The sequence below is a fragment of the Ralstonia nicotianae genome (assembly GCF_018243235.1).
In the GTDB taxonomy this organism is placed as follows: Bacteria; Pseudomonadota; Gammaproteobacteria; order Burkholderiales; family Burkholderiaceae; genus Ralstonia; species Ralstonia nicotianae.
The window spans coordinates 787,315-814,084 of sequence record NZ_CP046674.1 but is presented as its reverse complement, the minus strand read 5'-3'; the positions used below and the strand labels follow the sequence as shown (position 1 = coordinate 814,084).

18 protein-coding genes are annotated in these 26,770 nt (G+C 69.6%); 12 read left to right on the top strand and 6 right to left on the bottom strand.

The window, feature by feature from the left end; all coding sequences use genetic code 11:
* Window positions 1-14 precede the first annotated feature (14 nt).
* The gene (gene hutU / locus GO999_RS03745) at window positions 15-1,820 is read right to left on the bottom strand and encodes a urocanate hydratase (RefSeq protein WP_016725980.1); all 1,806 of its coding nucleotides are present in this window, start codon (window positions 1,818-1,820) and stop codon (window positions 15-17) included.
* A 132-nt stretch (window positions 1,821-1,952) separates the two neighbouring features.
* Between hutU and hutC the strand changes: the two genes are divergently transcribed.
* Window positions 1,953-2,666 carry a histidine utilization transcriptional repressor HutC gene (gene hutC / locus GO999_RS03740; RefSeq protein WP_011002558.1) on the top strand — a complete coding sequence of 238 codons (714 nt, stop codon included), beginning with the start codon at window positions 1,953-1,955 and terminating at the stop codon, window positions 2,664-2,666.
* 21 nt (window positions 2,667-2,687) lie between these two features.
* Here the strand turns inward: hutC and hrcA are convergent, their stop codons facing one another.
* A complete protein-coding gene (gene hrcA, locus GO999_RS03735; protein WP_011002559.1) occupies window positions 2,688-3,746 on the bottom strand; it encodes a heat-inducible transcriptional repressor HrcA in 1,059 nt (352 codons plus the stop codon).
* Between the two features lie 114 nt (window positions 3,747-3,860).
* On the opposite strand from hrcA, the gene GO999_RS03730 reads away from it, so the two are divergent.
* From GO999_RS03730 to GO999_RS03710, 5 genes are all read left to right on the top strand, one after another.
* On the top strand, window positions 3,861-4,790 hold the full coding sequence (locus GO999_RS03730) for an NAD kinase (RefSeq protein WP_016723658.1): 930 nt from the start codon (window positions 3,861-3,863) through the stop codon (window positions 4,788-4,790).
* Window positions 4,791-4,819: 29 nt separating this feature from the next.
* Window positions 4,820-6,529: a DNA repair protein RecN gene (gene recN, locus GO999_RS03725; protein WP_165591185.1), complete on the top strand. Its 1,710-nt coding sequence runs from the start codon at window positions 4,820-4,822 to the stop codon at window positions 6,527-6,529.
* An 81-nt stretch (window positions 6,530-6,610) separates the two neighbouring features.
* Entirely contained in the window at window positions 6,611-7,057 is a 447-nt protein-coding gene (locus GO999_RS03720) for a hypothetical protein (RefSeq protein ID WP_011002562.1), read from the top strand.
* Window positions 7,058-7,235: 178 nt separating this feature from the next.
* A complete protein-coding gene (locus tag GO999_RS03715; protein ID WP_165591184.1) occupies window positions 7,236-8,861 on the top strand; it encodes a rhombosortase-dependent MprA family serine protease in 1,626 nt (541 codons plus the stop codon).
* Between the two features lie 215 nt (window positions 8,862-9,076).
* On the top strand, window positions 9,077-11,128 hold the full coding sequence (locus tag GO999_RS03710) for a rhombosortase-dependent MprA family serine protease (protein ID WP_211906548.1): 2,052 nt from the start codon (window positions 9,077-9,079) through the stop codon (window positions 11,126-11,128).
* A gap of 55 nt (window positions 11,129-11,183) precedes the next feature.
* Here GO999_RS03710 and rrtA read toward each other — a convergent pair whose 3' ends face one another.
* Together rrtA and glnE are read right to left on the bottom strand one after the other, a co-directional pair.
* Window positions 11,184-11,804 (bottom strand): rhombosortase, encoded by a 621-nt coding sequence (rrtA, locus tag GO999_RS03705; protein ID WP_011002565.1) that lies wholly within the window; start codon window positions 11,802-11,804, stop codon window positions 11,184-11,186.
* Window positions 11,801-14,668 carry a bifunctional [glutamate--ammonia ligase]-adenylyl-L-tyrosine phosphorylase/[glutamate--ammonia-ligase] adenylyltransferase gene (glnE, locus tag GO999_RS03700; protein ID WP_043897788.1) on the bottom strand — a complete coding sequence of 956 codons (2,868 nt, stop codon included), beginning with the start codon at window positions 14,666-14,668 and terminating at the stop codon, window positions 11,801-11,803. The genes rrtA and glnE overlap by 4 nt, the downstream gene beginning before the upstream one ends.
* 179 nt (window positions 14,669-14,847) lie before the next feature.
* Between glnE and GO999_RS03695 the strand changes: the two genes are divergently transcribed.
* The 4 genes from GO999_RS03695 (at window position 14,848) to aroG (ending at window position 22,960) form a co-directional block, all read left to right on the top strand.
* The gene (locus tag GO999_RS03695) at window positions 14,848-19,125 is read left to right on the top strand and encodes a YhdP family protein (protein WP_165591183.1); all 4,278 of its coding nucleotides are present in this window, start codon (window positions 14,848-14,850) and stop codon (window positions 19,123-19,125) included.
* A gap of 5 nt (window positions 19,126-19,130) precedes the next feature.
* Window positions 19,131-20,000, top strand: a complete 870-nt coding sequence (locus GO999_RS03690; RefSeq protein WP_165591182.1) for a carbon-nitrogen hydrolase family protein — start codon at window positions 19,131-19,133, stop codon at window positions 19,998-20,000.
* A 27-nt stretch (window positions 20,001-20,027) separates the two neighbouring features.
* Window positions 20,028-21,488, top strand: coding sequence for a metalloprotease TldD (gene tldD, locus GO999_RS03685; protein ID WP_165591181.1), 1,461 nt, complete (start codon window positions 20,028-20,030; stop codon window positions 21,486-21,488).
* 392 nt (window positions 21,489-21,880) lie between these two features.
* Window positions 21,881-22,960: a 3-deoxy-7-phosphoheptulonate synthase AroG gene (gene aroG / locus GO999_RS03680; RefSeq protein ID WP_011002570.1), complete on the top strand. Its 1,080-nt coding sequence runs from the start codon at window positions 21,881-21,883 to the stop codon at window positions 22,958-22,960.
* Between the two features lie 123 nt (window positions 22,961-23,083).
* On the opposite strand, the gene GO999_RS03675 is transcribed toward aroG, so the two are convergent.
* On the bottom strand, window positions 23,084-23,419 hold the full coding sequence (locus GO999_RS03675) for a helix-turn-helix domain-containing protein (protein WP_016723669.1): 336 nt from the start codon (window positions 23,417-23,419) through the stop codon (window positions 23,084-23,086).
* Window positions 23,420-23,703: 284 nt separating this feature from the next.
* On the opposite strand from GO999_RS03675, the gene GO999_RS03670 reads away from it, so the two are divergent.
* A complete protein-coding gene (locus GO999_RS03670) occupies window positions 23,704-24,600 on the top strand; it encodes a mechanosensitive ion channel family protein (protein WP_011002572.1) in 897 nt (298 codons plus the stop codon).
* A gap of 73 nt (window positions 24,601-24,673) precedes the next feature.
* Here the strand turns inward: GO999_RS03670 and GO999_RS03665 are convergent, their stop codons facing one another.
* Window positions 24,674-25,231, bottom strand: coding sequence for a cob(I)yrinic acid a,c-diamide adenosyltransferase (locus GO999_RS03665; protein WP_020832612.1), 558 nt, complete (start codon window positions 25,229-25,231; stop codon window positions 24,674-24,676).
* Window positions 25,232-25,351: 120 nt separating this feature from the next.
* Between GO999_RS03665 and GO999_RS03660 the strand changes: the two genes are divergently transcribed.
* Window positions 25,352-26,770, top strand: a complete 1,419-nt coding sequence (locus GO999_RS03660; RefSeq protein ID WP_019718298.1) for an FAD-binding oxidoreductase — start codon at window positions 25,352-25,354, stop codon at window positions 26,768-26,770.

The following is a 26,770-nucleotide window of genomic DNA, read 5'->3' as shown; positions in this document are numbered from 1 at the left end:
GATGCGGGATCCGGTTAACCAATCATGGGCAATTTGAGGCCATTGCGCTTGGCGCAGGCGACGGCGGTCTCGTAGCCGGCATCGGCATGGCGCATCACGCCCGAGCCGGCGTCGTTGACCAGCACGCGCGCGAGGCGCCTGGCCGCCGCGTCCGTGCCGTCGGCGACGATCACGACGCCCGCGTGCTGCGAGTAGCCCATGCCGACGCCGCCGCCGTGGTGCAGCGAGACCCACGTCGCGCCGCCCGCGGTGTTCAGCAGCGCATTGAGCAGCGGCCAGTCCGACACGGCGTCGGTGCCGTCGCGCATGGCTTCGGTCTCGCGGTTGGGGCTGGCGACGGAGCCGGTGTCGAGGTGATCCCGTCCGATCACGATGGGCGCCTTCAGCTCGCCCTTGCGCACCATCTCGTTGAAGGCCAGGCCCGCCACGTGGCGCTCGCCCAGGCCCAGCCAGCAGATGCGCGCGGGCAGGCCCTGGAAGGCGATGCGCTCGCGCGCCATGTCGAGCCAGCGGTGCACGTGCGCGTTGTGCGGGAACAGTTCCTTGATCTTGGCGTCGGTCTTGTAGATGTCTTCGGGGTCACCGGACAGCGCGACCCAGCGGAACGGCCCCCTGCCCTCGCAGAACAGCGGGCGGATGTACGCTGGCACGAAGCCGGGGAAATCGAAGGCGTTCTTCACGCCCTGGTCGAACGCGACCTGGCGGATGTTGTTGCCATAGTCGACGGTCGGAATGCCCATCGACTGGAAGTCGAGCATGGCCTGCACGTGCACGGCGCATGACCTGGCAGCCTCCGCGCTCAGGTGCGCGTGCTGCGCCGGATCGCGCTGCGCGGCGCGCCATTGCTCGACTGTCCAGCCGGCCGGCAGGTAGCCGTTGACGAGATCGTGCGCGGAGGTCTGGTCGGTCACCAGGTCCGGCTTCAGCCCGCCGGCGCGGGCGCGCCTGACCAGCTCCGGCAGGAGCTCGGCCGCGTTGCCGAGCAGGCCGATCGACACGGCCTCGCCGCGCTCGCAATGGTGGCGGATCAGGTTCAGGGCGTCGTCGATGTCCCGGGCCTGCTTGTCAAGGTAGCGCGTGCGCAGGCGGAAATCGATGCTGGACTGCTGGCACTCGATGGTGAGCGACACCGCGCCGGCCAGCGTGGCGGCCAGCGGCTGCGCGCCGCCCATGCCGCCCAGGCCCGCCGTCAGGATCCAGCGGCCGGCGAGATGGCTGCCGGGCACCTGAGCGCTGGACCGCCCCGAGCCGGGTGCCGTCCCCTCGGGGGACAGGCCTTGTTTCAGCAAGGGCGAGGGGCGGTCCGAATAGTGCTGGCGGCCGGCCTCGGCAAAGGTCTCGTAGGTGCCCTGCACGATGCCCTGGCTGCCGATGTAGATCCAGCTGCCGGCGGTCATCTGGCCGTACATGAACAGGCCCTTGCGGTCCAGCGCGTTGAAGTGCTCCCAGTTGGCCCACTTGGGCACCAGGTTCGAGTTGGCGATCAGCACGCGCGGCGCGTCCGGGTGCGTCTTGAACACGCCGACCGGCTTGCCGGACTGCACCAGCAGCGATTCGTCGTCGTTCAGCTCGCGCAGCGTCTCCAGGATCTTGTCGAAGCAGGCCCAGTCGCGCGCCGCGCGGCCGATGCCGCCGTAGACGACGAGGTGCTTGGGGTTCTCGGCCACGTCCGGGTCGAGGTTGTTCTGGAGCATGCGGTAGGCGGCCTCGGTCAGCCAGCTCTTGCAGTGCAGTTCGGTGCCGCGTGGCGCGCGGATCTCGCGCGCCGCGTCGTAGCGCGGATCGGCGGCCAGATGTGCGGCGTCGGTCATGGTGTTCATGTCGGAAGTCTCCTGCGGTGGATGCGTGGATGCTATGTTGTATATACAAATAAATCAAGGAAACTTTACAACTCACCGGCAAACCCGGATCATGCTGCCAGCCATCCGCCACCTCCACCTTCCGGCCGCCCCATGCCCCCGCGTCAATCCGCCCCCACACCCGCCTTCCAGCGCATCAAGGAAGACATCCTGTCGCGCATCCGCAGCGGCGAATGGCAGGAAGGCGAGATGATTCCTGGAGAGACCACGCTGGCGCAGACCTTCGACGTCTCGCGCATGACGGTCAACCGCGCGCTGCGCGAGCTGACCGCCGATCAGATCCTCACGCGCGTACAGGGCTCGGGAACGTTCGTCGCGCAGCAGAAGTACCAGGCGACGCTGGTGGCGATCCGCAACATCGCCGAGGAGGTCGCCGCGCGCGGCCACCGGCACCGCGCCGAGCTGCACAAGCTCGAGCGCGTGCGCGCCACCGAGGGGATGGCCGCGCCGTTCGGCGTGCCGGCCGGGCGCACGCTGTTCCATTCGCTGATCGTGCACTTCGAGAACGATGCGCCGATCCAGGTGGAAGACCGCTGGGTCAGCGCCGAGCTGGCGCCCGACTACATGGAACAGGATTTCACGCAGACCACGCCGAATGCCTACCTGATGCGGGCCGCCCCGCTGCAGGGCGTGGAGTACCGGATCGAGGCGCGGCTGCCGCCGCGCGAGATCGCCGAAATGCTGCGCATGGACGTGCGCGAGCCCTGCCTGATGCTGCGGCGCAAGACGCTGTCGCAGGGCCAGGTCGCCTCGGTGGCGACCATGTGGCACCCGGGCGAGCGGTATCAGTTCACGGGGAGTTTCTGAGGCGGGCCGGGCCGGCCCCGGTCAATGCTGGCTGAGCGTGCTGGACAGCAGCTTGGCCGTGATGTCCACGATCGGGATCACTCGCTCGTAGGCCATCCGCATCGGCCCGATCACGCCCAGCGTGCCGACGATCTTGCCGTCCACCTCGTAGGGCGCGGTGATGACGGCCATGTCCTCGTGCGGCACCAGGCTGCTCTCGCCGCCGATGAAGATCTGCACGCCCTCGGCGCGGCTGGACACGTCGAGCAGCTGCAGCAGGCCGGTCTTCTGCTCGAACACGGCGAACAGCCGGCGCAGCTTGTCCATGGAGGAGGACAGGTCCTCCACCTCGAGCAGCTTGCGCTCGCCGGAGATGACCACCGGGTCTTCGTCCGACACGGCGCTGCTGCCCGCCTCCACGGCCGCCTGCATCAGCGAGGTCATGTCGGCCTGCAGCGCGTTCAGTTCGCCGCGCAGGCGCTCGCGCACGGCGTCGAACGTCATGCCGCCGTAGTGCGCGTTGATGTAGTTGGCCGCCTCCACCAGCTGCGACGGGGTGTACGGCGTATCGGTATGGATGATGCGGTTCTGCACGTCGCCCTCGGGCGTGACGACGATCAGCAGGATGCGCGTCTCGGACAACCGCAGGAATTCGATCTGCCGGAACGCATGCGTGCGGCGCGGCGTCATCACGATGCCGGCGAACTGCGACAGGTTGGACAGCGTCTGCGCCGCCGCCGCGATGACCCGCTGCGACGACTCCGACCCGTGCGAGGCAAGCTGCGCGCGCACCTGCTCGGCGATCGTGCCGGCGATCTGCTGCGCCATGCGGTCGTGCATGCCGAGGATGTCCAGCGGACCGGCCGTCAGCATCGTATCGACGAAGAGGCGGTAGCCGCGCGGCGTCGGCACGCGGCCGGCCGAGGTGTGCGGGCTGGCGATGAACCCCATCTCCTCCAGGTCGGACATCACGTTGCGGATGGTGGCCGGCGACAGGTCGAGCCCGGAATACTTCGACAAGGTGCGCGAGCCCACGGGCTGGCCCTCGGCGATGTAGCGCTCGATCAGCGTCTTGAGGAGGATGGTGGCGCGTTTGTCCATGATTCATTCGATTTTACGCAAATTCACACCGGAAGCGCCGGGTGGCGACAACGTTCCACCTTCAAACGCGCGCCGGCCATGGCGACCGTCATATCGATATGGTGTAATGCGCGCATGTCGATCTCCCCATCCGCCGTGACTTCCCGCGCGAACGCCACTTCGCCCTTCAAGACCGTCGCGCTGGTCGGCCGCTATTCGGCCGCCAATATCGCCGCTCCGCTGCTGGAACTGGCGTCGTGCATCGCCGCGCGCGGCCACGATATCGTCTTCGAACGGGAAACCGCCCTGAACATCGGGGTCCAGGACTACCCCGCCCTGCCGCCCGACGAGATGGCGCGCCATGCCGACGTGGCCGTGGTGCTGGGCGGCGACGGAACGCTGCTCGGCATCGGGCGCCACCTGGCCGGCGCGTCGGTGCCGGTCATCGGGGTCAACCACGGCCGGCTCGGCTTCATGACGGACATCCCGTTCGAAGACGTGCACGACGTGCTGCCCGACATGCTGGCCGGCCAGTACGAAGCCGAAACCCGCTCGCTGCTGCAGGCCCAAGTGGTGCGCGATGACGAGACCATCTTCTCCGCCCTGGCCTTCAACGACGTGGTGGTCAACCGCTCGGGCTTTTCCGGCATGGTCGAGCTGGCCGTCTCGGTGGACGGCTTCTTCATGTACAACCAGCGCTCGGACGGCCTGATCGTGTCCACGCCCACCGGGTCGACGGCCTATGCGCTGTCGGCGGGCGGGCCGATCCTGCACCCGGCGCTGTCGGGCCTGGTGCTGGTGCCGATCGCGCCGCACGCGCTGTCCAACCGGCCCATCGTCATTCCGCACGACGCCGAGGTCGTCATCCAGGTCACCAGCGGGCGCGACGCCAGCGTCAACTTCGACATGCAGTCGCTCACGTCGCTGCTGCCGGGCGACCGCATCGTGGTGCGCCGCTCCGAACGCACCGTGCGGCTGCTGCATCCGGTCGGCTACAACTACTACGCCACGCTGCGCAAGAAGCTGCACTGGCACGAGTACCCGACCGAAGACAACCGGCTGTAACGCCAAAAACCGATATCGCTCGACGCTCCATGCTGCACAGCCTGACCATCCGCGATTTCGTCATCGTCCATGCCCTGGACCTCGACCTGGCCGACGGCTTCACCGTGTTCACGGGCGAGACCGGCGCCGGCAAGTCCATCCTGATCGACGCGCTGGCGCTGACGCTCGGCGAGCGCGCCGATGCCACCGTGGTGCGCGAGGGCGCGCCGCGCGCCGACATCACCGCCGCGTTCGACACCCACCCGCAGGTGCTCGCCTGGCTGGAAGCGCACGAGCTGCACGGCGACGACGGCACCATCCTGCTGCGCCGCACGGTCGATGCCGCCGGCCGCAGCAAGGCCTTCATCAACGGCGCGGCCGTCACGCTGGCGCAGTTGCGCGAGGTCGGCGAACAGCTGGTCGACATCCACGGCCAGCATGCGCACCAGCTGCTGCTCAAGACCGATGCCCAGCGCCGCCTGCTCGATGCCCATGCGGGGCTGGAAGACGAGGTGCGCGCGGTCGGCGAGCGGTATCGCGCATGGCAGGCGGTGGTCCGCCTGCGCGAGGCGGCCGAGCAGCAGTCGCGCGAAGCGCAGCTCGAGCGCGAGCGCGTGGAATGGCAGGTCAGCGAATTGCAGAAGCTCGCCCCGCAGCCGGGCGAGTGGGAAGAAGTCCAGGCCGAGCATCACCGCCTGTCGCACGCGGCCAGCCTGATCGAGGGCACGCGCGCGGCGCTGGATACGCTGTCCGAAGCGGACAGCGCCGTGCTCACGCAGCTCGGTGCGGCGGTGCACGGCCTGCAGGCCCTGGCCGAGATCGACCCGGCACTGGCCGACGTGCTGGCCGCGCTGGAGCCCGCGCAGGTGCAGGTCCAGGAAGCCGTGCATTCGCTCGCCCGCTACGCCGACCGCGCCGAACTGGATCCGGACCGGCTGGCCGAGGTCGACGCACGCCTGCAGGCGCTGCACACCATGGCGCGCAAATACCGCGTCGCCCCCGAGACCCTGCCTGCCGAGCTGACGCAGCGGCAGGCGCAGCTGGCCGCATTGCAGGCCGCCTCCGACCTGGACGCGCTGCAGGCGCAAGAGGCGCAAACCCATGCGACCTATCTGCAAGCCGCGCAGGCGCTGTCGCGCGGGCGAGCCAAAGCCGCGCGCGAACTGGCCAACGCCGTGACCGGCGCCATGCAGGGGCTGTCGATGGCGGGCGGGCGGTTCGAGATCGCACTGCATCCGCTGGAACCGGGCGGCGCGGCCGGGCTGGAGCAGGTGGAGTTCCTGGTCGCCGGACATGCGGGCGTGTCGCCGCGTCCGCTGGCCAAGGTGGCCTCGGGCGGCGAACTCGCCCGGATCAGCCTGGCGATCTCGGTGATCGCCAGCGAGGCCAGCCCGACCCCGACGCTGATCTTCGACGAGGTCGACTCCGGCATCGGCGGCGCCGTGGCCGAGGTGGTCGGCCGGCGGCTGCGCGAACTGGGCACACGCCGCCAGGTGCTGTGCGTGACCCACCTGCCGCAGGTGGCGGCGCTGGCCAACCACCACGTGCAGGTCGCCAAGCAGACCGTGGACGGCAGCACGCGCTCCGACCTGGTGGTGCTCGATGCCACCGGCCGCGTCGACGAGATCGCCCGCATGCTGGGCGGCGCATCGCTGACCGACACCACGCGCCGCCACGCCGACGAAATGCTCGCCGCGGGCCGGGCGCATCCGGCGCCCGCGCCGGCCGGGCAGCGGAAATCCCGGCGCGCGGTCCAGTGATTGCCTATACCGACAACATCGCCGCCCGCATCACGGTGCCGTCTTCCGGCGAACCGACGTTCCAACCCCAAGGAGAATTCCATGGCCCGACCGGCTGCCCGATCCCGTTCCTCGCTGTCGTCCGTCCGGCCCGCGCTGGCGGCGGCACTGGGCCTGTGCCTGCTGGCTGCCTGCAAGTCGGTGCCGGCGATTGATCCGGGCAAGCCGCCTGCCATGGACCCGGCTTCGGGCAACGCCACGCCGCCGGCCTCCGTGTCGGCCGCGCAGAACCTCGGCGACATCATCGTCGGCCTGCGCGCGCCCACCGACTCGGCCGCCACGCTGCAGACCCTGCTGAACGGGATCGGCGCCCGGGCCACGCCACCCTATGCCTTCACCCCCGTGCGACCGATGTCGGGCGGCTTCTGGGTCGTGCGCGCCGCCTCGGGCGAGCCGTCGGCCACGCTGGACGGCGCCATCGCGGCGCTGCGCGCGGCACCCGGCATCGCATCGGCGGATGCGGACCGCATCCTCAAGCCACAGCGTTGACCGGGCGGCCCATCGGCCATGTCGGACACACGGCGGCAAGTGCGCCAGCTTCACAGTGTGTCGTTCCAGACACGAGCACCGCGAAACATACGTTTGCGTGCTACGTTTTCCAATGCCACCTCGCGTGGGTCGATGGATCACCTGTAGCATGGCAAGCGTCACGATGGAGCCTCCACGCATGACCTCCCTCTTCTCCCGATCGAAGCGCGGCCTGCGCACAGGCGCAGGGCTGCTGGGTGCGGCACTGATGCTGGCGTCCCATGCCGTCCCGGCCGCCGGGACCGCCCAGCCGCAGTACACCGGTGACCTGATCATCAAGTGGCGCGACGACACCAGCGGCACGCGCAAGCCGCTGTCCGCCACGGAGGCGAGCAATCGCCTGCTGTCGGTCGCGCAGGCCGCCGGCAACACGCTGCAGGTCAAGCGCACGCTGGCGACCGACGCCCAGCTGATGCGCACCGGGCTGTCCGACGCCGCCGGCATCGAGGCCGCCGCCGCCAAGGTCGCCCAGGATGCACGGGTGGCCTATGCCGTGCCGGACCGCATCCTGTACCCGACCGCGACACCCAACGACCCGCTGTTCCTCACGCAGAACAACCTGCAGAGCCCGACCGTGGTGGCCGGCGGCATCAACGTCGCGTCGGCGTGGGACATCACGCAGGGGTCGTCCAGCCTGGTGGTGGCGGTGGTCGATACCGGCTATACCGACCACCCCGATCTGTCCGGCAAGATCCTGCCCGGCTACAACTTCATCTCGGACCCCGCCCGTGCCGGCAACAGCACCGGCCGGGGCAGCGATGCGCACGACACGGGCGACGGCGTGACCAGCGCCGATGTCTCCGCGATCAGCGGCTGCACGAGCAGCGACATCGGCAACAGCACCTGGCACGGCACGGAAGTGATGAGCGTGCTGGCCGCCGGCACCAACAATGCGCTCGATATCGCCGGCGTGGGCTGGAACACCCGCATCGTGCCGGTGCGCACGTCGGGCAAGTGCGGCGCGCTGCTGTCCGATACCGTGGACGGCATGCTGTGGGCGGGTGGGATCTCGGTGTCGGGCGTGCCGGCCAACCCCAACCCGGCACGCGTGATCAACGTGAGCCTGGGCAGCGTCGGCAGTTGCTCGGCGGCGGAACAGGATGCGATCAACCGGCTGGCCGCGCTTGGCACCGTGGTGGTGGCCGCGGCGGGCAACGAGGGCAGCGCGGTCGACGCCCCCGCGAATTGCAGCGGCGCGATTGCCGTCACCGCGCACGTCGACAGCGGCGAAAACGCGAGCTACGCCAACGTCGGCTCCCAGGTGGCGCTCAGCGCGCCGGGCGGCGGTTGCGCCAACTCGCAGGCGACGAGCAGCGGCTGCACCGGCCCCGTGTCCGTGATCCAGGCCGACTCGAATGACGGGCAGTACAGCCTGGGCAATTCTGTGGTCAAGTCCGTGGCCGGCACCAGCTTCTCCACGCCCGAGGTCGCCGGCACGATCGCGCTGATGCTGAGCGTGCAGTCGCAACTGTCGAACGCGCAGATCCTGGCGGGGCTGCAGCAGACCGCGCGCGCGCATCCGAGCGGCACCTTTTGCGCGACCCGGGGAGGCTGCGGCGCGGGCCTGCTCGATACGGCGGGAGCAGTGCGGTACGCGCAGACGACGACGCCGGCCGGGATCGGCAGCGGCTCGTCGAGCTCCAGCAGCTCCGGCAGTTCCAGCAGCGGCGGTGGCGGTGGCGGCGGCGCCATCGAAATGGCCGGCGCGGCATTGCTGCTGGCAGCCGGCCTGGCGTGCCGCCGCCGGCGCACGACCGCCCGCTGAGGCAGCCTTTCCTTCCCTGGCATGCCTCGCACGCGCTGTGCGGGGCATCATCTTCCGCGCGCTTCCGGCCGCCATCGCCACGGTGGCGGCTGTCGATCACATCCGCGCAAACGGCCAACACTAGGGTTTACACCTAGTCCATATTCGAGACACCGTTTCAAACCCTCCCTGACAATGCAGTCCGGATTTTTTGACACAACAACAGGACTGCTCTCATGAAGACGTTGGTTCCCGGGGGTATCGTCCGAGCGCTGGTTGCGCTCGGGCTGGTGTCGTATCAGGCCGTACCGGCCCTGGCGACGGGCAAGGCAGGCATGACGGATACACGGCTGCAATGGGTGACGCAGCTGATCGTTAAGGAAAAGAGCGGAACGGCCAGTAATACGGCCAAAACGCAGTCGGTTGCCTCGGACGTGGCGACGGTGCAACGCTGGTCGGTCGCCGCCCAACTGCCCGTGACGTACAAGCGCGCCATGTCGGGCGGCGCGCATGTGGTGACGCTGTCGAAGGGGATGTCGGTGGCCGACGCGCAAACGATTGCTGCCCGCATGGAATCCAGCGGCCAGTTCGAGTACGTGTCGCCGGACACCATTCTGCGGCCCGCTGCCACGCCCACCGACCCCTGGTTCGCCAACCAGTGGAACCTGCTGCCCGCCACCGGTACGGTGAGCACCGTCACCACCCGCAGCGGCGCCACCGCGGCCAACGGCGCCACCACCAAGGGCGGCGCCAACCTGACCACGGCGTGGGACACCACCAAGGGCTCGAACACCGTCACGGTCACGGTCATCGATACCGGGCTCCTCGCCGGCCACGCCGATCTGTCGGGGGCCACGATCCAGCCCGGCTACGACTTCGTCAGTAGTACCGCGATGACCGGCACACCCGACCCCGTCACCAACCTGTCGATCCCCAGCGGCTTCGTGGAGAACGACGCGACCGCCGGCCGCGACAGCGATCCGACCGACCCCGGCGACTGGATCACCACCTCGGATGCCGCGAACTACCCCAGCTTCTGCGGCACCTCGGTGACGGACAGCAGTTGGCACGGCACCTTCGTCACCGGCCTGATCGCCGCCCAGCACAACGCCATCGGGGTGGCCGGCGTGGCACCCGGCGTCAGCGTGCAGATGGCGCGCGCAATAGGCAAATGCGGCGGCGCCAGCTCCGACATCCTCGATGCGCTCACCTGGGCCGCTGGCGGCACCGTACCGGGCGTGACGACGAATGCAACGCCCGCCAAGGTGATCAACATGAGCCTGGGCGGCAGCACCGCGTGCACCACGGCACAGCAGAGCGCGATCACGGCGGCGCGCTCGCTCGGCGCGACCATCGTGGTAGCGACCGGCAATGAGTTCCAGAATGCGGCGATCGACGCCCCGGCGAGCTGCTCGGGCACGATCGCGGTGACGGCCCACACCCTCGAGGGCGACATCGCCAACTACGCCAACGTGGGAACGGGTACCACGCTGAGCGCCCCCGGCGGCGGCAACGGCTCGACCGCCACAGGCCTCGGCGCCCTGGTGCCGTCGACGTCGAATGCCGGCACCACCACCGCCAGCACCGATACGTATGTGGGCGAAGAAGGCACGTCGATGTCCACGCCGCAGGTGGCGGGCGTCGCCGCGCTGATGCTGTCCGTCAACGCCGCCCTGACGCCGGACCAGATCAAGACCATCCTGCAGACGTCGTCCCGGCCGTTCCCGCCGGACACCTTCTGCACCACGCACGCGGGCGTGTGCGGCGCCGGCATGCTCGACGCCGGCTCCGCCATCGCGCAGGCCCAGGGCGTGCCGACCGTGCATGCGTCGGTCTCTTCGAGCTCGGTCACGACCGGCACGCAGGTCACCCTGCAGGCCGTGGGCGGCGCGGGCTTCGGCAAGACGGTCGGCAGCCTGAGCTGGGCCCAGACCGCCGGCTCGACGGTTACCCTCTCGGCCAGCAGCCTCGACTCGACCGGCAACGCTACCGCGACGTTCACGCCCACGGATGCCGGCACGTACACCTTTACCGTTACGCTGGTCTCGAGCGACGGCACCACTGTAAGCGACACCACCAGCCTGACGGTGACGGCGGCATCGACCTCGGGCGGCACCGGCGGCACCGGCGGCAGCACGGGCGGCAGCACCGGCACGCTCCCCTTCTCCGGCGGCACCAGCGGCATTGGCCCGCTGAACAACGGCGGCGGCGGCCTGCTGCCGCTGTGGCTCGGCGGCCTGCTGCTGGCGGCTGGCGCCCTCGGCTTCCAGCGCCGCAAGCGCGCTTGAGCGCAGGGCGGGCACGCCGCACACCGGCGTGCCCGCCCATCCGACCGCCTGCCGGTCAGCCGCGCGCCCGCCTCCCCTGGGCGCGCCATTCTCCCAGCACCCAGAGCAGCAGCCCGCTGCCCGCGCCAAGCGCATGGGCAATCCGGACCACGCCGAAGCCCCAGTGCGGGTCGTAGGCAACCGGCGACAGCCACGACTGCTCCAGCCAGACCTTCACCAGCACGCCCAGGCAGAGCAGCGAGCCGATCCAGCGCGACAGGCGATCGGTGCGGGCATCTTCATCAGCGGGCCGCAGCAGACACAGGCCGCCCCACGCCGCCAGCCCGTGCAGCGCGCCGGACAGCCCGCCGTACCACTGCACCGAAGGCTGGCTGAGCAGCGCAACCTGGACCAGCACGCCGCACGCCACCAGCACCGCAAGGATGGCAGCCGGCCGCAGCACCCGTGCCAGCAGCAGGATCAGCCCCGCCGCCGCCATGCCGTCGGCCAGCCAGTGCCAGGCATCCAGGTGCACCCACATGGCGGTGACCACGCGCCACCACTGCCCCGCACGAACCGCATCGCGCTGGTACAGGCCGACCGCATGCAGCCACGGCACGAAAGAAAACGCGGCCGCCACCGCGAACACCCCCGCACAGGCACCCCAGGTGCGGATCGCGTGGGCCCGCGCGCTCATGGCGTGGGCGACGCCGCGTCGATGCTGCCGAACACCTGCTCCCACAGCGCCCGCACATGGGCCACCTCGTGCGCGCAGGTCCCGGCCGGCACGCGCGCGGCGGACTGCCCGTCCAGGCGCAGCTTGTGCTGGCGCGCGCGGAAATCGCGGTAGGCATCGGCCACGCGGGCGGCGCGCGCGGCATCGATCAGGCCCAGCTCGCCCGCCATGCGCAGCAGCGCGATGTTGCCGGCATTGCGCGTGAGCTCGGCGTAGGCGGCGCTGTGCAGCAGCACCAGGAACTGCACGGTGAATTCGATATCGACCATGCCGCCGCGGTCGTGCTTGAGATCGAACAGCGGCGTCGGATTGGCGTGACCTTCCAGCACGCGCTCGCGCATGGCCGCGATCTCGTCGCGCAGCGGGCCGGCCTCGCGCGGCTGGCGCAGCACGGCAATGCGCAGCGCCTCGAAGCGCGCGCCGATCTCGGGGTCGCCCGCGCAGAAGCGGGCGCGGGTGAGCGCCTGGTGCTCCCACACCCAGGCGGCGTTGTCGCCCTCGCGCATCTGATAGCGGCGGAACGCCTCGAAGTGGGTGACCATCAGGCCGGCGGCGCCGTTGGGCCGCAGCCGCGTATCGACATCGAACAGCATGCCGGCGGCCGTGTGGCTGGTCAGCCAGGTGATCAGCTTGCGCGCGTAGGCGGCATAGACTTCGGGCGCGCGCTCATCGTCATCGTCGTAGAGGAAGATCAGGTCGAGGTCGGAGGCATAGCCGAGCTCCTTGCCGCCGAGGCGCCCATAGGCGACCACCGCGAAGCGCGGCACCTCGCGGTGGCGCGTGGACACCTGCTGCCACACCGTCTCCAGTGTCAGGTCGAGCACGGCGTCGGCCAGGTCGGACAGGCGGTCGCTGATCGGCTCGACGGTGAGCATGCCCTGCAGGTCCTGCAGCAGGATGCGGAAAGTCTCCGCATGGTGCTCCTGGCGCAGGATGTCCATCTGCATCTCGACATGGTCGCCGGCGGCGCGCAGGCGTTCGCGCACGCGCTCGCGGAAGCCCTGCCAATCGGGCGCGGCGGACAGCGCTTCGGTGTCGAGCAGTTCGTCCAGCAGTTGCGGATGGCGCGTCAGGTAATCGGCCGCCCAGCGCGAAGCGTGCAGCGTGTGGGCAACGCGCGCCATCGCCTGCGGGTATTCGCTCAGCAGCGACAGGTACGACGAACGGCGGCTGATCGCATCGAAAAAATCCAGGAAGCGCGCGATGGTGACATCGGCATCGGTCTGCCGCGCGGCATGGTCGAGCGCGCGGTTGATCAGCAGGTCGAAGCGCTGGCGGCTGACCTCCGACAGCGCGCGGTAGCGCGGCGAATGGCGCGAGGCGCGCAGCCGCTCCAGCACGCTGTCGGCATCGGCGTAGCCGAGCTCGAGCAGCTGCGCGCGGGCGCTTTCGGTGCGCTCGTCGTCGAGCAGATCGGCGTGCCAGATGGCGGCGCACGGCGGCTGATTGTCCTGCTTGTCGGAAAAGGTCTGCTCGAACTGCTGGGCCACCTCGTCCTGATAGCGCTCCAGCTGCGCCACCAGCGCGGCGTAGTCGGCGAAGCCCATCATGCGGGCAATGCGCAGCTGGTCCTCCGGCGCGCCCGGCAGGTTGTGCGTCTGGGCATCGTCGACGTACTGCAGCCGATGCTCGAGCTGGCGCAGGAAGCGGTAGGCGTCGGTCAGGCGGGCGACGGCGTCGGCGCCGATCAGGCCGCGCTCGGCGGCCGCGCGCAGCACCTCCAGCGTCGGCCGGATGCGCAGGCCGAAATCCTGCCCGCCGCGGATCAGCTGGAACACCTGCGCGACGAATTCGATCTCGCGGATGCCGCCGCGCCCGAGCTTGATGTTGGGCGCGTGCGCCTGCACCTGGCCGTCGTGCCCGCCATGCTGGCGATTGGCGGCGTTGCTGCGCTTGGCGGCCTCCGCGCGAATCTGCGCGTGCAGTGCGCGAATCGCCGCGATCACGCCGTAGTCGAGGTAGCGGCGGAACACGAAGGGGGTGGTCACCCGCTCGAGCTGCTGGATCACGCGGGCCGCGTGCGGGCTGCCCGGATCGGTGATGACGCGGCCCTTGATCCACGCATAGCGCTCCCACTCGCGGCCCTGGACGACGAAATATTCCTCCAGCATCCCCAGGCTGCAGGCGAGCGGACCGGCATCGCCGTTGGGCCGCAGGCGCATGTCGACGCGGAAGACATAGCCGTCTTCGGTCACGTCGGCCAGCGCGTTGATCAGCCGCCGGCCAAGCTTCGTGAAATATTCATGGTTGGACAGCGGGCGCGGCCCGCCCTGCGTGTCACCCTCTTCGTCGTAGAGAAAGATCAGATCGATATCGGACGACACGTTCAGCTCGCGCCCGCCCAGCTTGCCCATGCCGACCACCACCAGCTCCTGCACCTCGCCCGACGACTGGCCGACGGGCTGGCCGTGGAGCGCGCCCAGCTCCTGGCCGATCACGGCGATGGCGGCGCGCACGGCAAACTCGGCGAAGTCGGTCATGGCGCCGGTCACCTCGTCGAGCGTGGCGGCGCCGGACAGATCGCGCTCCGCCAGCGCCGCGAACACCTCGTTGCGCAGCAGCCGCAGCGCGCGCTTGAGCGCCTGCTCGGGCTCCGCGGCAGCGGCCTCGAACAGCTCGCCGAAGCGGGCCGACAGCCAGGCCACGCTGATCGGACCGGCGGCCGCGGCCTGCACCCGCTCCGCCCAGCCGGCGCGCGCCTGCGCCAGTCGCTGGACATAGCGCGAATAGTTGAGCGAGAACGGCAGCACGGCACCCGGCGCCTCGGACGGGCAAGCCGGCGTCTGCAGGAACGGGGCAACGGACAGGGGAGCTTGGGCAGTCATGCGGTGCAGTGAAGTGCGGCGGGAAATAGTCATTCTCGCTGAAATGGACGCGGGTGGTCATCGAAGCCGGATCGACCGTCCGCGCGGCATGTGGCATGCCCGGCCGGGGGCAGGCACGGCCATGCGCGGTTCCGGCGACAAACGTGGCGCCGGGCCGTGAATATCGGATAATCCGGATCATGCAGCGCCCGCCCCAGCCCCCTGAATCGCCGAAGTCCGACGGCGGACACACCAGCACCCTGTCCACCACCCGGGCCGGCGTGCGCGCGGCTGCACCGGAGGCATGGGCCTGGCTCATGCAGGGCGCGCGACGCGTCGGGGCGGGCATCGTTGCCGTGGCACGCTCGCCGGCCTGGCGCAAGCTGTGGCGCCTGCTCTGGAAGACCGCGGCGGCGCTGGCCGTGCTGGCCGTGCTCGGCATGCTGCTGGTGCGGTTCGTCCTGTGGCCGCGCGTGGGGCTGGCGCGCGAATGGATGGAGCGGCAAGCCTCGGTCACCCTGCAGGCCAAGGTCGGCATCGGCGCGCTGGAGACCTACTGGGAAGGCTGGCACCCGGCCTTCCGCGCCCAGCGCATCGAAGCGCTCGACGCCGCCGGGCGCCGGACCTTCGCTGTGCAGGATGTGCAGGCCCGGCTGTCGTGGCGCTCGCTGCCGCGGCTGCAGATCACATTTGCCGTCCTGCATGCCAGCCAGGCCGACGTGCTGGTCCGGCGCGACGCCACGGGCGCGCTGTCCGTGGCCGGCATCAAGGTCGAGCCGAGCGCCGGCAGCGACGGCACCTTCTTCGACCAGCTGCTGTCCCAGGGCGACATCGATTTCCGTGACGGCGCGGTGCGCTGGCTCGACCAGCAGCATGGCCTGCCCGAAGCCGCACTGGGCAACGTCCGCCTGCACCTGCGCAGCGGCCCGACCCGCCACCGGCTGGACGCCAGCGCCACCTCGGCGACACTGTTCAACGGCCCCATCAAGCTGCGCGCCGATTTCCGCCACGACCTGCTGGCCCGTCCCGGCGATTGGCGCCATTGGCACGGCCAGGCCAACTGGCAGGTCGACGCGCTGCGGCTGGCGACCCTGCAGCGCTATCTGCCGGTCCTGGCCTCGGCCGCCGGCGGCACGCTCACGTCCGACGGCTCGGTGGAGTTCTCCGGCGGCACGCTCACCCGCGGCCAGGCCCGCCTGACCGGCCAGCAGATCGATCTCCAGCTGCGGCAGGACCTGGACCCGATCCGCCTGCGCAGCCTGCAGGTGCTGGGTTCGCACCAGCGCAGCGCCAGCGGCGAGCACACGCTGCGCCTCGAGACGCTGCAATGGCTGCCGCTGTCGCCGGCCTCGCCGCAGGCGGTACCGCTGCCGGCGCCCGCGCAGGCCACGCTGGCGGGCCCCACGCTCGAAGCGCCGGCCAACCCCGCCGGCACCCCGCGCGGCTTGCGCAACGTCACGGTCGGCTGGGCGGTGGATGCGCACGCGGCACTGCGCCGCCTGCAGGTCAAGGCCGCCACACTCGATCTCGCCGACGTGCGCGCCATCGCCACCGCCCTGCCGCTGCCGGCCGACGTGCTCGATCCGCTGCGCAGCAAGCAGCCCACGGGCCGCCTCGACGACCTGGACATCAACTGGCAGCGCGACGTCTCGCGCTGGCGCCCGAACAGCCCGGCGCCCGAGCACTACAGCGGACACGGCACGCTGCGCCAGGTCTCGTTCGGGCCCGGCCCCCTGCCGGCCGTGCCGCCCGGCCATCACCCCGAGCCGGCCGTGCCCGGCGTCGAGAACCTGTCCGGCAACGTCATCTTCTCCGACGATAAGGGCACGCTGCGCATCGATTCCGCCGACGTCGCGCTGCTGCTGCCCGGCGTGTTCGATGAGTCGCGCGTGCCGCTCGACCGCCTGCAGGGCACCTTCACCTGGACCCGCCGCCAGCAGGAACTGGTGGTCAGCAGCGACAACCTGACGTTCTCCAATGCCGACCTGTCGGCCCGGATCACCGGCAGCTATCGCCATGCGCCCGACACCAGCCACATCGGCGCGGTGGACCTGAAGGGCACGCTGGACCAGGCCATGGTGCCGCGTGTCCCGCGCTACCTGCCGCTGTCGCTGCCGCAGCATCTGCGCGACTACCTGTCCGGCGCGCTGCAGACCGGCACGGCCAGCAACGTCACCTTCGTGCTGGCCGGCGATCTGTTCGATTTCCCATACCGCGCCCCGCACAAGGGCAGCTTCCGCGTCGAAGTGCCCATCAAGGACGTGACCTACCAGGCCGCGCCGCTCGAAGCCGGGCGCAACCCGCCGGGCTCGGTCCCGGCCCATCCGGGCGGCTGGCCGTCCTTCACCGGCATCGAAGGAACAGTGGTGTTCGACAAGCCGTCGCTGTCGTTCAAGGTGGCGCGCGCCAGGGTGATGGGCGTGAACCTGACCGACGTGACCGGCAGCCTGCCCGACATGGGCGCCGCCCAGCCGCTGCTCGTCATCGACGGCCACGCCGACGGCGCCACGCAAGGCTTCCTGCAATACGTCGAGGCCAGCCCGGTAGGCGAATGGATCGGCCACTTCACCCGCGAGACGCGCGCGCAGGGCAACGCCACGCTGGCGCTCAAGCTCGAACTGCCGCTGCACGAAATGCATGCGACACGCGCGCAGGGCAGCGTCGGCTTCCTGCACAACGACGTCACGCTGATCCCGCAGGCGCCGCCGCTCGCCGACGTGACGGGCGCCCTCACCTTCACGCAGCGGGGCATCGGCTTCGACAACCTGCGCGCGCGCTTCGCCGGCGGCGAGATCCGCCCGACCGGTGGCACGCTGCCCGACGGCACGATCCGCATCCAGGTGGCCGGCACCGCGTCGGCGCAAGGGCTGCGCGACACCACGCCGGCCGACAGCGCCGTCGCCGCGGTCGCGCGGGCGCTGGACGGCAGCGCGCCCTACAGCGCCACCATCAGCGTCAAGCAGCGCCGCGCGACCGTGCTGGTGCAATCCGACCTCACGCCGATGACGGTGCGCCTGCCCGCGCCGCTGGCCAAGGCGGCCGGCCAGCCGCTGCCGGTGCGCTTCGAGATGCGTCCCGCGGCCAACGGCAACGCCGCCGACATCGACGAGGTCCTGCTGCAGCTCGGCAACGTGGTGAACGCGCGCTACGAACAGCGCAGCAGCGCCAGCGGCACCGAAGTGCTGCGCGGCGGCATCGGTGTGCGCCAGCCCGTGCCACAGCCGGCCGATGGCGTACTCGCCGCCATCGCGCTGGACCGCCTGGACATCGACGCCTGGCGCCAGGTCTTCGCCGCGCCGGCGGCAGCGGCGGACAAGAGCGCCGGCACGGCCGCCGCAAGCCCGGCACGCGGTAATCCGTACCTGCCGACCCGCCTGGCGGGACGCGCGCAGGCACTGCGCATCCTTGGCCGCGATTTCAACGCCGTCAGCGTGGACGCCTCGCGCGACGGCGCCAACTGGCAATCGACCATCGACTCGCGCGAGATCGCCGGCACGGCGCGCTGGCACGCCGAAAGCGCCACGGTGCCGTTCGGCGAGCTGACCATGCGGCTGTCGCGCATGAGCATCCCCGATGCCCGGGAAGAGAGCGCGCTGACCGAATCGCTGGCGCGCAACACGCAGGAAATCCCGTCGCTCGACCTGGTGGCCGACAGCTTCGACCTGCGCGGCAAGCCGCTCGGCAGGCTCGAACTGAAAGCGCGCAGCCAGATCAGCGACGGCGCGCCGGTGTGGACGCTGGAGACGCTGAAGCTCGACCAGCCGGCCGCCACGCTCACCGCGCAGGGCACCTGGCGTATCCCGCGCCGCCTGCGCGGCAGCGACGATCCCGAACGCCGTACCCTGCTCGACTTCCGCCTCGACCTGCGCAACTCCGGCGAACTGCTGCAGAAGATGGGCTTCGCCAAGGTGCTCGACGGCGCCCGCGGCAAGCTGGAAGGCCGCGTCGTCTGGCGCGGCTCGCCGATGTCGCTCGACCTGCCGTCGCTCAACGGCCGCATGGCGCTGAACCTGGAGCGCGGCCAGTTCCTGCCGGTCGATCCGGGCCTGGCCAAGCTCGCCGGCGTGCTCAGCCTGCAGGGCCTGCTGCATTTCGCCACCGATCTGCGCGGCGCCACCGGGCGCGGCACGCCGTTCGAGAGCGTGGCCGCCACCGGCACCATCGCCAGCGGCATCGCCCGCACCGACGACTTCGCCGTGAAAGGCCCGCAGTTCCAGGTGGCGATGCAGGGCTCGGCCAACATCCTCGAGGAGACGCAGGACCTGCGCGTGACCGTCACCCCCAAGGTGGACGCCACCTCGGCATCGCTGGCGGCGGCGTTCATCAACCCGGCCATCGGGCTGGGCACGCTGGCGGCGCAGCTGATCCTGGGCGACCAGATGTCCAAGGCGTTCGCCACCCAATACCGCGTCACCGGCAGCTGGGCCGACCCGAAAATCGAGAAGGCCAGCAGCGGCGGGCAAACCCCGGCAAAATAGCCCCCATGAGCACGACCACCCTCGCCCCTGCCGCCGCCGCGTCCGTTCCGGATGCGCCGTTCGATGCACCGTTCCGCGTCGCCGCCATCCAGACCGTGACGGGCATCGACGTGGACGCCAACCTGGCCCGCGCCGACGCGCTGCTCGCCGAAGCCGCGGCCCGGGGTGCGCAGCTGGCGCTGCTGCCCGAGTATTTCTGCATGATGAGCCGCAAGGACAGCGACAAGGTCGCCATCCGCGAGGCGGACCAGGACGGCCCGATCCAGGCCTTCCTGGCCGATGCCGCGCGCCGGCACCGGCTGTGGCTGGTCGGCGGCACGCTGCCGCTGTGGTGCGAAGACGCCGAGCGCGTGCGCAATACGTCGCTCGCATTCGATCCGGCCGGCCAGCGCGTGGCCCGCTACGACAAGATCCATCTGTTCAACTTCGTGCGCGGCGAAGAGCGCTACGACGAAGCGCGCACCATCGAGCCGGGCGCCACGCCGGTCGCGTTCGAGGCGCCGTGCGGCCGCGTCGGCATGTCGGTGTGCTACGACCTGCGCTTCCCGGAGCTGTACCGGGCGCTGTCGGCGCAGGGCAATCTGAACCTGATCCTGATGCCGGCCGCCTTCACCTACGTGACGGGCGCGGCGCACTGGGAAATCCTGCTGCGCGCCCGCGCCGTGGAGAACCAGTGCTACGTGCTCGCCGCCGCGCAAGGCGGACGCCACGAAAACGGCCGCCGCACCTGGGGCCACTCCATGCTGGTCGACCCATGGGGCGAGATCATCGCCTCGGTGCCGGAAGGCGAAGGCGTGGCCATCGGCGACATGGACCCGGCGCGCCTGGCGCAGGTCCGCCGCGACCTGCCCGCGCTCAAGCACCGCGTGATGTAGCCCAACCGAATTCCCCGAGGACCCACCATGAACGCAGGCGACATCGCCATCCAGAATTTCTCCGTCGCGCGCCGTGTGCTGCTCGATCCGTATGGCCTCGACGAGGCCCAGCTGCAGCGCGCGCTGGCCGACATCTTCACCCACCGCGTCGACTACGCCGACCTCTACTTCCAGTACACCCGCAACGAGGCCTGGAGCCTCGAGGAAGGCATCGTCAAGTCGGGCAGCTTCAGCATCGACCAGGGCGTCGGCGTGCGCGCGGTCTCTGGCGAGCGCACCGCCTTCGCCTATTCCGACGACATCAGCCTGCCGGCGCTGATGCAGGCGGCCGCGGCCACCCGCACCATCGGCCGCGCGGGCGCCGGGCGCGTCAAGGTGGCCGGCAGCCTGCAGAGCCAGGGCGGTCGCGCACTGTATGCCCCCAACGACCCGCTCGACTCGATGACGGCATCGGAGAAGGTGGCGCTGCTGGAGCGCATCGAAAAGCTCGCGCGCGCCAAGGACCCGCGCGTGGTGCAGGTGATGGCAGGTCTGGCCGGCGAGTACGACGTGATGCTGGTCGCACGCAGCGACGGCGTGATCGCCGCCGACGTGCGGCCGCTGGTGCGGGTCTCGGTCACCGTCATCGCCGAGCAGAACGGGCGCCGCGAGATGGGCAACTCGGGCGGCGGCGGCCGCTACGCCTACGGCTACTTCACCGACGAGCTGCTGCATCAGTACGTGGACGAAGCCGTCTCCTCCGCGCTGGTCAACCTGGAAGCCAAGCCGGCGCCGGCCGGCGCCATGACCGTGGTGCTCGGCCCGGGCTGGCCCGGCGTGCTGCTGCACGAGGCAATCGGCCACGGGCTGGAGGGCGACTTCAACCGCAAGGGCTCGTCCGCCTTCTCGGGCCGCATGGGCGAACGCGTGGCGGCCAAGGGCGTGACCGTAGTGGACGACGGCACGCTGCCCAACCGCCGCGGCTCGCTCAACCTCGACGACGAGGGCAATCCCACGCAGTGCAACACCCTGATCGAAGACGGCATCCTGACCGGCTACATGCAGGACACGCTCAACGCGCGCCTGATGAAGATGCCCGTGACCGGCAACGCGCGCCGCGAAAGCTACGCGTCCCTGCCGATGCCGCGCATGACCAACACCTACATGCTCGGCGGCGACAAGGATCCGCAGGAGATCATTGCCAGCGTCAAGCGCGGCCTCTATGCCGTCAACTTCGGCGGCGGCCAGGTCGACATCACCAACGGCAAGTTCGTGTTCTCGGCCAGCGAGGCCTACCTGATCGAGGACGGCAAGATCACCACGCCGGTCAAGGGCGCCACGCTGGTCGGCAACGGCCCTGAATCGCTCAAGGACGTCACCATGATCGGCAACGACATGCGCCTCGATTCGGGCGTCGGCGTGTGCGGCAAGGAAGGCCAGAGCGTGCCGGTGGGCGTGGGCCAACCGACCCTGCGCATCGAAAACATGACGGTGGGCGGCACGGCCTGAGCCGCCTGGGCAGGATCCTGCCGATGCGGGGCTGCAACGCGAGGCCGAACGGTCACGACTTGCGGCCCCTGTAGAAACCGGTTATAAAGGCAGTTCGATTGGTGTGGCGCAAGTGCGCCTTTCCTTCACGTTTTGCAGCATCCTCGTTCCCTCTCCATGTTTGCCAAGTTTTTTGACTTTTATTTTTGGCATCTCGCACCGCTGGCGGAGGGAGAGGGGCACTTGCAGCAAAAATGAAGGCACCCGACAGATACCGAAAACCGCCAGCGACCCTGGCGGTTTTTTTTCGCCCCGTCACCAGCCCGATCCCGGCCCGACGCGAAAACATGATCCGAACACAGTAGCCCCTTCCAATACACGACACGAACCAAGACATCCCCCGGGAGCTTTCCATGCCGAAGAACACCGACGACCTGCGCATTCGCGAACTGAAAGAGCTGACCCCGCCGGCGCACCTGATCCGCGAATTCCCGTGCAACGACGCCGTTTCCGAGCTGATCTACCAGAGCCGCACGGCGATGCACCGCATCCTGCACGGCATGGACGACCGCCTGATCGTCATCATCGGGCCGTGCTCGATCCACGACACCAAGGCCGCCCTCGACTACGCGCGCCGCCTGGTCGAACAGCGCGAGCGCTTCAAGGCCGACCTGGAAATCGTCATGCGCGTGTACTTCGAGAAGCCGCGCACCACGGTCGGCTGGAAGGGCCTGATCAACGACCCGTACATGGACGGCAGCTTCAAGATCAACGACGGCCTGCGCACCGCGCGCGAGCTGCTGGTGAACATCAACGAGCTGGGCGTGCCGGCGGGCACCGAATACCTCGACATGATCAGCCCGCAGTACATCGCCGACCTGGTGAGCTGGGGCGCGATCGGGGCGCGCACGACCGAATCGCAGGTGCACCGCGAACTCGCCTCCGGACTGTCGTGCCCGGTCGGCTTCAAGAACGGCACCGATGGCAACGTGAAGATCGCCGTGGACGCGATCAAGGCGGCGTCGCAGCCGCACCACTTCCTGTCGGTCACCAAGGGCGGCCACTCGGCCATCGTGTCGACGGCGGGCAACGAGGATTGCCACATCATCCTGCGCGGCGGCAAGGCGCCCAACTACGATGCCGCCAGCGTGCAGGCGGCCTGCGAAGACATCGCCAAGTCCGGCCTGGCCGCGCGCCTGATGATCGATGCCTCGCACGCCAACAGCAGCAAGAAGCACGAGAACCAGATCCCGGTCTGCGAAGACATCGGCCGCCAGATCGCCGGCGGCGACGACCGCATCGTCGGCGTGATGGTGGAATCGCACATCAATGCCGGCCGCCAGGACCACGTGCAGGGCACCCCGGTCGAGGACCTGAACTACGGCCAGAGCGTGACCGACGCCTGCATCGGCTGGGACGATTCGCTCAAGGTACTGGAAACGCTGGCCGACGCCGTGCGCAAGCGCCGGCTGGTGCCGCGCAACGGCAACTGAGCCCGCGCACGCGCACTGGCACCGACGAGCCGACGCCAACCTCCGGGTTGGCGTCGGCTTTTTTACGCCCGTTTGACCCGTTCGCCAATGACGTCGCTGTTGATGCACGCAACGAGCACACGATCATCCATTGGAGGCGGACTTCTTGGCGGCAGCCTCCTTGCGGGCGGTGGCGCGCAATTGCCAGCGATCCGCCCTTTGCCGCACCCGCGCGATCTCGTTCGACAGCAGCTCGGGGCTCGCCTCGGGAATGTCTACGGTCACGCGTGCGCCCAGGCCTTCCAGGATCTGGAACAGCTTGCCCCACTGAACGGTCTCGGCACCCCGCTCCACCTTGACCATGAAGGATTCGCTGACGCCGACGCTGCCGGCGGCATCATCCTGGCGCAGCTTCTGTGCCTTGCGCGCCGCACGGATGATCGCCCCGATTTCCGATGGGTTGCCAATCAAATGTTTCATAGACATCTCGCTGAACGTCCGGGTGTTTAAGGGGGCACTCGACTCGAAATCAGTCAATCTGTTCGATCGCATGGATTTCCGTCGAACGGCCGCGCAATCGGCAAAAATCTTTTTGGCCAGCGAGATTTGGACGGGACAACCCTGGCGAACCGAAAAAACTACACGATCAGCAAGATTTTGCGGCCGTCAAAGCTAAAAAATGTGGAAAGAAGGTGCCAAAGTCACACAACCGTGGTCGCATTGCCTATCGTTGAAACGTTCTGTCGACTGCCCCGGAGCACACCATGGCTGAAAACTTGATGGACACCACCGTCAACACGGCAAGCAAGTACCAGGCAATCGTGGCGCAGTACGCCACCGATGTCGGAATGAAGATCCTGGCGGCGATCGCCTTCTGGGTCATCGGCCGCTGGCTGATCCACCTGGCGGTGCGGCTGGTGCAGGGTTCGCTGGAACACCAGAAGGTGGACCCGACCGTGCTGCGCTATGTCGGCTCGGTCATCACCGTCACGCTGAACATCCTGCTGGTGATCGGCATCCTGGGCTACTTCGGCATCCAGACCACGACGTTCGCGGCGCTGATCGCGGCGGCGGGCGTGGCGATCGGCATGGCATGGTCGGGGCTGCTGTCCAACTTCGCGGCCGGGGCGTTCCTGATCGTGCTGCGGCCGTTCAAGGTGGGCGATTTCGTCACGGTCGCCGGCGTGACCGGCACGGTCAAGGAAATCGGCCTGTTCGCCACTGCGCTCAATACGCCGGACAACGTCGTCACGCTGGTCGGCAACAACAAGATCTTCTCGGACACGATCCAGAACTACACGAGCAACCCCTACCGCCGCGTCGAGCTCAAGGCGCAGCTGGCCGGCAATGCCGACCACCGCGCCGCCATCGCGCTGCTCAAGGAGAAGGTCGGGGCGATCCCGAACGTGCTGGCGGATCCGCCGGTCGACGTGGAGATCCTGGAATTCAACCTGGTGGGGCCGGTGCTGGCGGTGCGCCCGCACACGCACAACGACCACTACTGGCAGGTCTACTTCGACACCAACCGCACGATCAAGGAAGCGCTGGCCGAAGCAGGCTTCCCGGTGCCGACGCCATCGCAGGCGCTGTCGGTGACCATGCCGGCCACGCTGCAGGGGCTGACGGCGGTGGCGCAGGGCCACTCCGTGAGCGTGAACTGAAGCGCGCGGCAGCGCAGCAAAACGGCCCGGCGGGAGACTGCCGGGCCGTTTTGCTTGTAGCGGGCCGACCGCCCTATGCGGGCTTGTGCCGCTCGTGCTCCCACAGCACGTCCTGGCCGCCGCCGGCGCGGTTGAGCACGCGCGCCAGCACGAACAGCAGGTCGGACAGCCGGTTGACGTATTGGCGGGGCGCCTCGCCCAGCGTCTCCGCCCGGCCCAGCGCGACGATGGCGCGCTCGGCGCGGCGGCAGACGGTGCGGCACACATGCGCCTGCGCGGCGGCGCGGCTGCCGCCGGGCAGGATGAATTCGGCCAGGCGCGGCAGGTCGGCGTTGTAGTCGGCCAGCCACTGGTCCAGCCGCAGCACGTGGGCGGGCGTGACCATGGTGTGGCCGGGGATGCACAGCTCGCCGCCGAGATCGAACAGGTCGTGCTGGATGGCGGTGAGCGCGGCGCGCACGTCGTCGGGCAGGGGCTCCGTCAGCAGCACGCCGAGATGCGAATTCAGCTCGTCGACCTCGCCGATGGCGGCGATGCGCAGGCCGTCCTTGCCGGTGCGGCTGCCGTCGCCGAGGCCGGTGGTGCCGTCGTCGCCGGTGCGGGTGGCGATCTTGGATAAGCGGTTGCCCACGGTGACGTCTCCTGTGCGGGTTGGCTTGGCGTGGGCATTATCGCAAGCCGCGCGCGACCCCGGCGTTAGAATGGGCTCCCAAAGGCGCCGCCCCAGCGCCGGAGCCCATCGCGAGACGCCATGAACCACCCCCTGCCCCATCCCGGATTGGCGCGCAAGCCCATCCCGCCGGCCATGCTCGATGCGCTGCGCGCGCGCTTCGGCGACCGCGTCTCCACCAGCGATGCCGTGCGCGCGCATCACGGCCGCGACGAATCGGCCTACGATCCGATGCTGCCCGACGCCGTGGTCTTCGCGCAGACCACCGAGGACGTGGTGGCGGTGGCCAGGCTCTGCCACGAACACGCCATCCCGCTGATCCCGTTCGGCGCCGGCTCGTCGCTGGAAGGCCACCTGCTGGCGGTGGCGGGCGGCGTCACGCTGGATCTCTCGCAAATGAACCGCGTGCTGTCGGTGCACCCCGAAGACCTGACGGTGACGGTCGAGCCGGGCGTCACGCGCAAGCAGCTGAACGCGGACATCCGCGACACCGGCCTGTTCTTCCCGATCGACCCGGGCGCCGATGCGTCCATCGGCGGCATGTGCGCGACGCGCGCCTCGGGCACCAACGCCGTGCGCTACGGCACCATGCGCGAAAACGTGCTGAACCTGACCGTGGTGACCGCCGACGGCCGCGTCATCAAGACCGCGAACCGCGCGCGCAAATCGTCGGCGGGCTACGACCTGACGCGCCTGTTCATCGGCAGCGAGGGAACGCTGGGCATCATCACCGAGATCACGCTCAGGCTGTACCCGCAGCCGGAGGCGGTGTCGGCGGCGGTGTGCGCGTTCCCCTGCATGGGCGACGCGGTCTGCGCGGTGATCGACACCATCCAGATGGGCGTGCCGGTGGCGCGCGTGGAGTTCGTCGACGCGCTGGCGATCCGCGCCATCAACCGATACGACAAGCTGTCGCTGCCCGAACTGCCGACACTGTTCTTCGAGTTCCACGGCTCCGCGCACGGCGTGCAGGAGCAGGCCGAGACCGTGCAGGCGATCGCCGCCGAGCACCGGGGCCAGGGCTTCGAATGGGCCACCCGCCCCGAAGACCGCAGCCGCCTGTGGAACGCCCGGCACAACGCCTATTTCGCCTTCCTGCAGCTCAAGCCCGGCTGCCGCGCGGTCACCACCGACGTGTGCGTGCCGATCTCGCGGCTGGCCGATTGCGTGGTCGAGACCGAGCAGGACCTGCTCGCCAGCCCGCTGAAACTGCCCGCGCCCATCGTCGGCCACGTGGGCGACGGCAATTTCCACGTCGCGCTGCTGGTCGATCCGGACAAGCCCGAGGAGCTGGAAGAAGCCGAGCGCATCAACCGGCGCATCGTGGCACGCGCCATCGCCATGGACGGCACCTGCACCGGCGAGCATGGCGTGGGCCTGCACAAGATGGATTTCCTCGTCGCCGAGCATGGCGACGATGCGATCGACCTGATGCGCAGCGTCAAGCAGGCGCTGGACCCGAAGCACATCCTGAACCCCGGCAAGATCTTCCGGCTGTAA

Bases quoted from the DNA above. Each gene is read 5' to 3' on its own strand.
- hutU (WP_016725980.1), bottom strand. From the start codon at position 1,820: ATGAACACCATGACCGACGCCGCACATCTGGCCGCCGATCCGCGCTAC.
- hutC (WP_011002558.1), top strand. From the start codon at position 1,953: ATGCCCCCGCGTCAATCCGCCCCCACACCCGCCTTCCAGCGCATCAAG.
- hrcA (WP_011002559.1), bottom strand. From the start codon at position 3,746: ATGGACAAACGCGCCACCATCCTCCTCAAGACGCTGATCGAGCGCTAC.
- GO999_RS03730 (WP_016723658.1), top strand. From the start codon at position 3,861: ATGTCGATCTCCCCATCCGCCGTGACTTCCCGCGCGAACGCCACTTCG.
- recN (WP_165591185.1), top strand. From the start codon at position 4,820: ATGCTGCACAGCCTGACCATCCGCGATTTCGTCATCGTCCATGCCCTG.
- GO999_RS03720 (WP_011002562.1), top strand. From the start codon at position 6,611: ATGGCCCGACCGGCTGCCCGATCCCGTTCCTCGCTGTCGTCCGTCCGG.
- GO999_RS03715 (WP_165591184.1), top strand. From the start codon at position 7,236: ATGACCTCCCTCTTCTCCCGATCGAAGCGCGGCCTGCGCACAGGCGCA.
- GO999_RS03710 (WP_211906548.1), top strand. From the start codon at position 9,077: ATGAAGACGTTGGTTCCCGGGGGTATCGTCCGAGCGCTGGTTGCGCTC.
- rrtA (WP_011002565.1), bottom strand. From the start codon at position 11,804: ATGAGCGCGCGGGCCCACGCGATCCGCACCTGGGGTGCCTGTGCGGGG.
- glnE (WP_043897788.1), bottom strand. From the start codon at position 14,668: ATGACTGCCCAAGCTCCCCTGTCCGTTGCCCCGTTCCTGCAGACGCCG.
- GO999_RS03695 (WP_165591183.1), top strand. From the start codon at position 14,848: ATGCAGCGCCCGCCCCAGCCCCCTGAATCGCCGAAGTCCGACGGCGGA.
- GO999_RS03690 (WP_165591182.1), top strand. From the start codon at position 19,131: ATGAGCACGACCACCCTCGCCCCTGCCGCCGCCGCGTCCGTTCCGGAT.
- tldD (WP_165591181.1), top strand. From the start codon at position 20,028: ATGAACGCAGGCGACATCGCCATCCAGAATTTCTCCGTCGCGCGCCGT.
- aroG (WP_011002570.1), top strand. From the start codon at position 21,881: ATGCCGAAGAACACCGACGACCTGCGCATTCGCGAACTGAAAGAGCTG.
- GO999_RS03675 (WP_016723669.1), bottom strand. From the start codon at position 23,419: ATGAAACATTTGATTGGCAACCCATCGGAAATCGGGGCGATCATCCGT.
- GO999_RS03670 (WP_011002572.1), top strand. From the start codon at position 23,704: ATGGCTGAAAACTTGATGGACACCACCGTCAACACGGCAAGCAAGTAC.
- GO999_RS03660 (WP_019718298.1), top strand. From the start codon at position 25,352: ATGAACCACCCCCTGCCCCATCCCGGATTGGCGCGCAAGCCCATCCCG.